Source organism: Streptomyces sp. UNOB3_S3, from assembly GCF_020740895.1.
Classification (GTDB): Bacteria; Actinomycetota; Actinomycetes; order Streptomycetales; family Streptomycetaceae; genus Streptomyces.
Window position 1 is genome coordinate 1 of record NZ_JAILXP010000608.1, and the last position, 2,527, is coordinate 2,527.

A 2,527-nucleotide genomic window follows, 5' to 3' on the forward strand; every position below is an offset into this window, starting at 1 on the left:
CCCCCGCCACCCTCACCGCGCCCGCCCGCGCCTGGGCCAGTGCCCTGTACCGCCAGGCGCTCACCCGCCAGGAAGCCGCCGAAGCCGGCACCGAGACCACCAAGCAGCGGCTGACGGAAGCCCGCCTGGCCGAACAGGCCGTCCGCGACCTTCACCGTCTCCAGCAGGCCCATCGCGCCACCGCACACGGCCTCGGTCGGCTCCACGAGCAGGCCGCCCACCACGACCGCCTCGCTGACCGCCGTGACCGTGCCGTGAAAGCCCAACAACTCCAATCCGTCCTGGAGACCGCACACACCGTCGACCTTGAGCACACTCGTGCCCTGGACGACGACAGCCGTGCCCGCGCCCTCCTGCCGCCCGAACACGCATCCCTCGACACCGCAGGCCTCACTCATGCTGCTCAACGGCTGCACGCCGACACCGGCGCCGTCCAGGCACTGCTGCCCGAGGAGGCCGCCCTCCAGCGCCACACGGCAGAATTGGCCGCACTCGACCGCGAACGCCAGCAACTCGCCGAAACCTTCACCGACGCCCAGGAATTGCTCAACGTCCTTCTGCAACGTCGCGCTGACCTTGTCGCACGCCTGGAAAACGCTCGCAGCGCGCAGGAGACCAGCCGCGAACTCATCCCCACCCTCAACCTCGCCGAGAAGCGGCTGGAAGCCGCCAGGCGCCGTGACGCATTCGACCAGCAGATCAGCGTCGCCCACGCAACTCTCAGCCTGGCCGAGAAGAAATCCGAGCAAGCCGCGAAAACGTATGTCGACATCCGGCGCCGCCGTACGGACAGCATCGTGGCCGAGCTCGCCGGCCGGCTTGTGGACGGCGAAGGCTGCCCTGTATGCGGTTCCCCTGCCCATCCCGCACCTGCCACCGTCCAGGCAGGTCAGCCCACCGCCGCCGATGAACAGGCCGCCGAAGCCGCCCACACCCGCACCCAGCAGGCTGAGAACAAAGCCAAACAGGCCCTGGCCCGGCTGAACGAACAGGCCGCCACAGCACGCGGTGAAGCCGGCGGTGACACCCCCCTCGCCGACCTCACCACGCTCCGCACCGACCTTGAGCAACGCCTCGCCGACGCCCTCTCCCAGGCAGCCGACGCCGGACCGGCTGGCGAACAACTTGCCCTCCTGGAAAAAGAACAGGCTGGTACCGAGCACACCCGCAACACCGCGACAGCACGTCTGAGCGCAGCCGACGCCACCTACGACAGCCTGCACACCCAGCGCGAAGAACTCACCCACCGCCTGGCAACCGCCCTCAACGGACACGCCACACTCGCCGACCGCATCACTGACCTCACCCAGAACACCAGTCGACTCGAGACCGCCGCCATATGCGCAGCCACCGCGGCAAAAACCGCCGCAGAACGCCACAAAACCACCGCTCTCGCAGAGCAGACAGCGCACGCGGCAGGCTTCACTTCCCCAGCCGAAGCCGCAGCGGCCCGCCTGCCCGACGACGAACTCACCGCGATCGAGCACGAGATCACCCACTGGCATGACCAGTGCCTCGTCCTGACCACTCGGCTCGCTGACCCCGAACTGCAGGCAGCCATCGCCCAGCCCCTTGCCGACCTCGAACACGCCGTCACCGTACTGGACACCGCCACCGCGACCCACTCCCACACGGCAGCCCTCGCCACCCAGGCCGCCGACCGCGTCACCGCCCTGGCCACCCTCACCGCTCAGCTGGAAACCCAGGTCCAGCGCCTGGAACCCCTTGAGGCCGCCTACCGCACCGTCGATCACCTCCACGGCCTGATCAGCGGCGGCTCACTCAGCAACCAGCTCCGCATGCAGCTGGAGTCCTACGTACTGGCAGCCCGTCTCGAAGACGTCGTCGACGCCGCCAACACCCGCCTGTCACGCATGTCCCACCACCGCTTCACCCTCGTCCACTCCGACGAGAGAGCCGCCCGAGGTGCCAAATCAGGCCTGGACCTCAAGGTCCTCGACGCCTGGAGCGGACACAAACGCCACACCGACACCCTCTCCGGCGGCGAATCCTTCTACGTCTCCCTGGCCCTCGCCCTGGGCCTGGCCGACATCGTCACCGCCGAAGCCGGAGGCCAGGCACTGGACACCCTCTTCATCGACGAAGGCTTCGGCACCCTCGACGAAGACACCCTCCACCAGGTCCTCGACGTCCTGGACTCCCTGCGCGCCCACGACCGCACCGTCGGACTCATCAGCCATGTCCCCGAACTGCGCCGCCGCATCGCCCAACGCCTGCACGTCGCCAAGCACATCGACGGCTCCACCCTCACGCACCTGATCGAAGCAGCCGAATGACCGCACCCTGCGCGACCGTCTCACTGCCGTCCGCCTCACCGATCTGCAGGCCATATCCGACATCTCCGCCATTGTGGACGCCATCGGCCTGCCTGTAGCCCACCGACGCCAGAACCCGCTCCCGCCTGATCATGTCCATCACTGCCCAACCTGCCCCGCAGCGGCGTTCGACCGCGACTCGAGCATCCACATCGGCATACCACCCGGCCCCCGCCATATGTATGCCATCC

The 2,527-nt window shown here is 68.3% G+C and carries 3 protein-coding genes; 1 reads left to right on the forward strand and 2 read right to left on the reverse strand.

Annotation, left to right across the window (positions count from 1 at the left end; genetic code table 11):
• Positions 1 to 512, reverse strand: a 512-nt coding sequence (locus tag K6I33_RS34260) for a hypothetical protein (protein WP_229358705.1), incomplete at its 3' end; no start/stop codon positions are given.
• On the opposite strand from K6I33_RS34260, the gene K6I33_RS34265 reads away from it, so the two are divergent.
• Positions 483 to 2,297, forward strand: coding sequence for an SbcC/MukB-like Walker B domain-containing protein (locus tag K6I33_RS34265; RefSeq protein ID WP_229358706.1), 1,815 nt, complete (start codon positions 483 to 485; stop codon positions 2,295 to 2,297). The genes K6I33_RS34260 and K6I33_RS34265 overlap by 30 nt on opposite strands.
• Here K6I33_RS34265 and K6I33_RS34270 read toward each other — a convergent pair.
• Positions 2,269 to 2,527, reverse strand: a 259-nt coding sequence (locus K6I33_RS34270; protein WP_229358707.1) for a hypothetical protein, incomplete at its 5' end; no start/stop codon positions are given. The genes K6I33_RS34265 and K6I33_RS34270 overlap by 29 nt on opposite strands.